9 protein-coding genes are annotated in these 5,654 nt (G+C 33.8%); all 9 read right to left on the bottom strand.

Annotated features, from left to right (window positions below; genetic code table 11):
* Window positions 1–480 (bottom strand): RHS repeat-associated core domain-containing protein (locus EII32_RS10835; RefSeq protein WP_233582386.1); only part of this gene is annotated, 480 nt, incomplete at its 3' end.
* A gap of 150 nt (window positions 481–630) precedes the next feature.
* A complete protein-coding gene (locus EII32_RS10830; protein WP_125235412.1) occupies window positions 631–1,137 on the bottom strand; it encodes a hypothetical protein in 507 nt (168 codons plus the stop codon).
* Between the two features lie 299 nt (window positions 1,138–1,436).
* Window positions 1,437–1,559, bottom strand: coding sequence for a hypothetical protein (locus tag EII32_RS12735; RefSeq protein ID WP_255416463.1), 123 nt, complete (start codon window positions 1,557–1,559; stop codon window positions 1,437–1,439).
* Window positions 1,560–1,899: 340 nt separating this feature from the next.
* Window positions 1,900–2,148, bottom strand: coding sequence for a hypothetical protein (locus tag EII32_RS12195; protein WP_158611180.1), 249 nt, complete (start codon window positions 2,146–2,148; stop codon window positions 1,900–1,902).
* 286 nt (window positions 2,149–2,434) lie between these two features.
* On the bottom strand, window positions 2,435–2,821 hold the full coding sequence (locus tag EII32_RS10820; protein ID WP_125235411.1) for a hypothetical protein: 387 nt from the start codon (window positions 2,819–2,821) through the stop codon (window positions 2,435–2,437).
* The gene (locus EII32_RS10815) at window positions 2,818–3,537 is read right to left on the bottom strand and encodes a hypothetical protein (protein WP_125235410.1); all 720 of its coding nucleotides are present in this window, start codon (window positions 3,535–3,537) and stop codon (window positions 2,818–2,820) included. Before EII32_RS10815 ends, EII32_RS10820 begins: the two co-directional genes overlap by 4 nt.
* 28 nt (window positions 3,538–3,565) lie before the next feature.
* Window positions 3,566–3,850: a hypothetical protein gene (locus EII32_RS10810; RefSeq protein WP_125235409.1), complete on the bottom strand. Its 285-nt coding sequence runs from the start codon at window positions 3,848–3,850 to the stop codon at window positions 3,566–3,568.
* A gap of 430 nt (window positions 3,851–4,280) precedes the next feature.
* A complete protein-coding gene (locus EII32_RS10805; protein WP_125235408.1) occupies window positions 4,281–4,790 on the bottom strand; it encodes a hypothetical protein in 510 nt (169 codons plus the stop codon).
* Window positions 4,787–5,654 (bottom strand): RHS repeat-associated core domain-containing protein (locus tag EII32_RS10800; protein ID WP_148096824.1); only part of this gene is annotated, 868 nt, incomplete at its 5' end. The genes EII32_RS10805 and EII32_RS10800, both read right to left, overlap by 4 nt.

Raw genomic sequence — 5,654 nt, 5'->3', positions numbered from 1 at the left:
TAATGCATGTAATGCCGTGAAGTTTTCCGAACTACCGCTATATTGATTTAACAAAGTAACATCTAACCTGCCATTATCGTCAAATCTCACATATTTAGCTTCCACCTTACTTAATGTATTGATAATATTTCGCCTTGTAAGAATATCAGCGGCAATTACCTCCCTCCCATCAGGGTCAATATACCTCACTGGATTATTCACACAATACGCATAAGGACTTGTGGAGTAATATTTCTCCGCCAGCGAATCCATCGTAGTGAAGCGACAGGTGGCGGCATCGTAGCGTCTTGCCCCATAGTCATAGATGTCGAGACCGATTTGGCGTTCGAGTTCCTTGCCGTTGTATTTGTAGGATTGGAAATCGCCGTTCAAGCCCTTGCCCATCAGACCACCGAAAGGATAATAGTCGTTGCGTTCCTCAAAATTGCCATTCCCACACGACTCGCCATAAGTGTATTTCACAAATCTATTTTTGCTCATAATCATCTTATTCGGCAAATTTAGCACATTATATCCTGTTTCGCAAATTTAACTGTTCAAATCTTTATGTTACATTTTATTTGACAGAGATCTGTAGAGTCAACCGGTAAGTGCAAAATTACTCAATCTTTTATTTTAATAAAAAACATCTTATTGATATTCTACTTCCCACATTTTGTGTATTTTTATGTCATTTGTAATTTTAGTTAAAAAGTTAGATTTATATTTTCCTTGCTTCATGCAATTTATATTAACGGCATAATCTGCAATATATGTTTTACGGTCAATCTCAACTTTAAATCCAAAACTATCCCCGTCTAATTCCAAAGCACATTTACGATAAAGTTCAGCCTCTAAATCTTCAAGAGAAACTACCGCATAATGTATCATATCTTTTGACTTAAATATTTGTTTTTGCCTTATTCTCCCTTCCTGTAATCTGTAAATTTCAACTTTATCTTCATCGTAAGTCCAAACAACTGAAAAGGTGGCATAATTAGAACACAAATAAAAAGCGTTCCCATTTTTTTTATAAAAATAATTTACTTGCCTTACAGTTAAATCTTTATTTCTTTTGATATTGTATCGCACTGTTGAACAAGATACTATAAAAGAGAAAATAAAAAGCAAAACTATTATTGTATAACACTTTCTCATTATTTTTGTCCCCCCATTCTTAAAAAGTCAGCACATTTAACTATTGTCAAAGTACCATTCCCACACAACTCTCTGTAAGTGTATTTCACAAATATTTTATTGCTCATAATCATCTTATTCGGCAAATTTAACACATTATATCCTATTTTGCAAATTTACTTGTTCAAATCTTTATGTTACATTTTATTTGACAAAAATATCCGACATTCAAATCATTAAAATAATATACATCATATATTGTTTTGTTATATTTAATTATTTAAGTCAATATGTAGTCGTTGTACCTCTTATACTGTAATCTACAACGGTTCTCCACTTGGATTGCTGTGAAATGTAGAAACACCTATAGGTAAATCAATGCTTGCAACTAAATCTGTTTTATGACTTGCAACAGCACCAGATTCTGTCTCTAATTGCGTCATTCTTTTTATTGCAATTAAAGAATTTTAGATGCGATTTCTCAGACATATTCCTTATATAGTTCATATCTAAATATTATAAACTTCTATCCTGAAACCATTACCATTAAAGTCATTCCAATACTCATATTCCTGTAGAAAGCACACACTATTATTGAGAGAAAAATTAAGTATATTCTCTGCTCTTTTTAGAGACGGTCTCTCACAGCCAATGAAAAAAACATAAAATAAATAAGGTGAAATTTCTCATAAATCTATCTTTTTGAACATCCATATATAATCTTAAAATCCTTAGCATCTAAAGGGGAAAATGTTTCTACAGCTCTTGTTATAAGTTCATTTTTCAAAGTAACTTTCTTTTATCTATAACAATTCTTTTACCAATTTTCTTTATACATTCACAAAGGAGTACAACATAAGCTATTAAACTTACTACATCAGGCAAAAGAGTATCCATAAAAAACAACCAATCATCTGTATATTTACTTTGTGATCCTAAAGAATAAGGTACAGATAAACATTTACTTATTATACACCAAACAAGAATTATTGCCACAATTAGCCAATAAAGTTTTAGAAATAACTTTTTCATTGTATATAATTACGTCTTTTGACTGGGAATTAAAGAGTTTGAACTATTTAAGTTCGGAAGGTGTATGGGAGAATCTATAATTGCTCCCTTTGTTCTTTTGTGAATGTTGTTCCAAAAAGACTTTCCTTGCGAATCTATGGGACTCCTATGACGTGTCTTAAAATTAGAATCATTTGATAGTTCTATAATAAGTTGCTCATAAAGTTCCCCCCTATTCCGCCAAAGGCGGCGACATACAAAGCATTTGAGGGCAAAGGACAATAATAAAGTGCGGGGCATTAACTGCCTATTTCTTCCGTTTCAAAACGGTATTACCCAATTTTAATTTGTTTTTACCCAAAACTTTTATTTTAAGAGTTCCTTCAATATAACTTCCTCCCTGCAATGCTTTTTCAATATCGCTCAAAACAGGATTATTATTACATCTTATCTCTATTACACCATCATTAAGCATAGCCCATTCGCCTCGACATTCAATCTTTGACAAATCAAAAGTTTTTTTCAACGAACAAGTATTATCCATATTCAATTCCAACAACACGTAAGTAGATAATTGATTTTTTCCGCCCTCTACTCCATCAAATGTACCGCACAAATAAGCAACATTAAATTGTTGGATTTTACAAGATAGAAATAGTATTAAAATGGTTGAATATGCTATAATTTTTCTCATCTTTTATAATATATTCCTTGAAGTGTTCTTATATTGTAATTTGCAGGTAGTCCTCTAAATTTCACCGCATTCCACGGATATGCTTGAATAAAAGCATCTCTCGTTGAATTGATATTTAAATGAATCAACCCTGTATTTGCCGAACCATCCACAGCATAAGGCGTACTACCTGTCGCATCTTTTAACCCTTGTACCCACGCAGGCGTAATTGCACCGAATGAATTTGCAACAGAAGTAGAAGTTAAACCAGAAACAGAAGAAGGACTGTACCCAAATTGCGCTTTGTATGCAGCCGTTTCATCATATACATCTTGTAATAAACTCATTCCTGTATTTGAAAATGCGACATCACCCGTTTCAAATTGCCATGCATGTGTCATTTCGTGAACGAAATTAGCCGTACTGCCAAATTTTATATCAATGACATTTGTGCTTGTGTTTAATGTTACGCCACCATTTTCACCATACCCTGTATGAGATAAACTATAAACTTGGGTACTACCTTCCAGAGTTCCCATCGTTCCAATACTCGAATTTAAACTGGCTAATCTTTCTGCCTTATTCCCTATTTTACCCGCCAATTTTTCAGAACTCCAACCTTTGGCTTCCGCTTTGGCGTTTAATTTGTTAATATCAGATTCAAGTTTATCTCTTTGTTTTTCAATCCGTTGCTTTAATTTCGCCCATTCCTTTAGACTACCTTCTTCGATTTCCATTCCCGTAGGGTCTATGTGTTTTACCGGATTATTCACACAATAAGCATAAGGACTTGTGGAGTAATATTTCTCCGCCGGCGGAGCCATCGCGGCAGGTGGCGGCATCGTAGCGTCTTGCCCCATAGTCGTATATGTCGAGACCGATTTGGCGTTCGAGTTCCTTGCCGTTGTATTTGTAGGATTGGAAATCGCCGTTCAAGCCCTTGCCCATCAGACCACCGAAAGGGTAATAGTCGTTGCGTTCCTCCAATTTACCATTCCCACACGACGCGCCGTAAGCGTATTTCACAAATATGTTCTCGCTTATAATCATCTTATGCGGCAAATTTAATACATTATATCCTATTTTGCAAATTTAAATGTTCAAATCTTTATGTTATATTTTATTTGACAAAAATGTGTAGAGTAAAGAGTCAATCAGCAAGTGCAAAATTATAATATTTGTTTGCGGAAATTCTTCTTCGACGTAGAAAAGTTTAGTTTCTTTCTTGATCTTTCGTTCAAATTCTTCTGTATAGTCATAATTCTTTTACCATTACAGTTATCAAATGATTTTTTTTGGGGGGGGTATATTGCCTAATCAGCTTGTTTGTATTCTCAATAGATCCCTTTTCCCAAGAGCAATACGTGGCTGATATATTCTATATATCTGCCTTTATGCTCTAATTTTTCAAATTATTCTTAATAATCATCTGATTATTTCGACAACTCACGTTCCGGAGCATTACTATGTTTCAAATAAATTATTTTTCAATTAAAAAAATGTCCGACAATTGATAAAAATACTTTTTATCAATTATCATTTTTAGGTACCGCTCTACTTCTTTTTTCTTTATAAGAACAATTCTTTCTCGATAAAAATTTGATTCCGTTTCATTTTTGATGATAAAATATGAAAATGTTGTACCTGCTGTAATGTTTTTTATAAATGAATATCCTATATTTATTGGTTGATTATCCAATAAATTTTCATACATCATTTCAATTAAATTGAAGTCTCCTTTTCTTTTTTTAAAGTAATCGTGCATCAATTCAATATTAGTTCTGTTATTTATTGGTACTAATGACACCCAAGTTAAATAATCCTCATCTGAGTTGTTTATTATATGGTAATTATCTATTATTTCTTTTTTTTCAGTAATTCCATTGAAATAATTAACCAAGATAGTATCAACATGTATCTGGCATTGGGCATTTAATTTTATAGTATAAAACAGAAAAGTTAGAAAAAGTATACTAATTTTTATTTTCATCTCTCTTGCATATTTTTTATAGTTTCTTTTTTAGAATTTATAATCATTTCCATTAAAGTTTTGTTCCCTTCAACCCATCGTCCATTAACAGGTTGATGACTTGCTCCTTTATGGTTTCCACTATTCTTAATATACAATAAAGCGTGTCCATTCGCTTCATGACTATAAGTTTCAGCTGCTCCTGCGGGCGATAAATTTTTATTGACAACAACAATAATGCTGTTGTTTGGCGAGTTTTGTATGCCGTCTTTATCAGGAAATAGGGTTTTCCCCATGAAACCGCTTTCTCCTGTGGAAAGTCCACCCACTGTTTCTCCTGTTAAATCTTTATCAGACTCTGAATCATATTTAGGGTCAAATTCATTATATGACATCGTTGCAGTACCTAAATTCCCATCTTGCCCCATAAATGTAAATTTGTCGTCTAACACGACTTCGACCATTCTATCTGAATTAACCATTGTTTTCAGATTGTTAAAATTCAAACTTTTTCCATCGTATGAGTTTAATAGTTTTCGGTCAATCAATCCATTTTTATCTAATCTCACGTAATTACGAGCATCTTGGGGTAATGTATTTTGTATCATTACTAATTCAGCAATTCTCGCAGGCTTTACGTCTCTTCCATCCGGATCAACAAACCGCATCGGATTATTAGTACAATACGCATAAGGACTTGTGGAGTAATATTTCTCCGCCAGCGGATCCATCGTGGTGAAGCGGCAGGTGGCGGCATCGTAGCGTCTTGCCCCGTAGTCGTAAACGCCGAGACCGATTTGGCGTTCGAGTTCCTTGCCGTTGTATTTGTAGGATTGAAAATCACCGTTCAAGCCCTTGCCCATCAAACCACCGAAAGGGTAATAG

The organism is Prevotella sp. OH937_COT-195 (genome assembly GCF_003932845.1).
Taxonomy (GTDB): domain Bacteria; phylum Bacteroidota; class Bacteroidia; order Bacteroidales; family Bacteroidaceae; genus Prevotella.
This window is presented reverse-complemented; position numbering and strand designations above follow the sequence as displayed.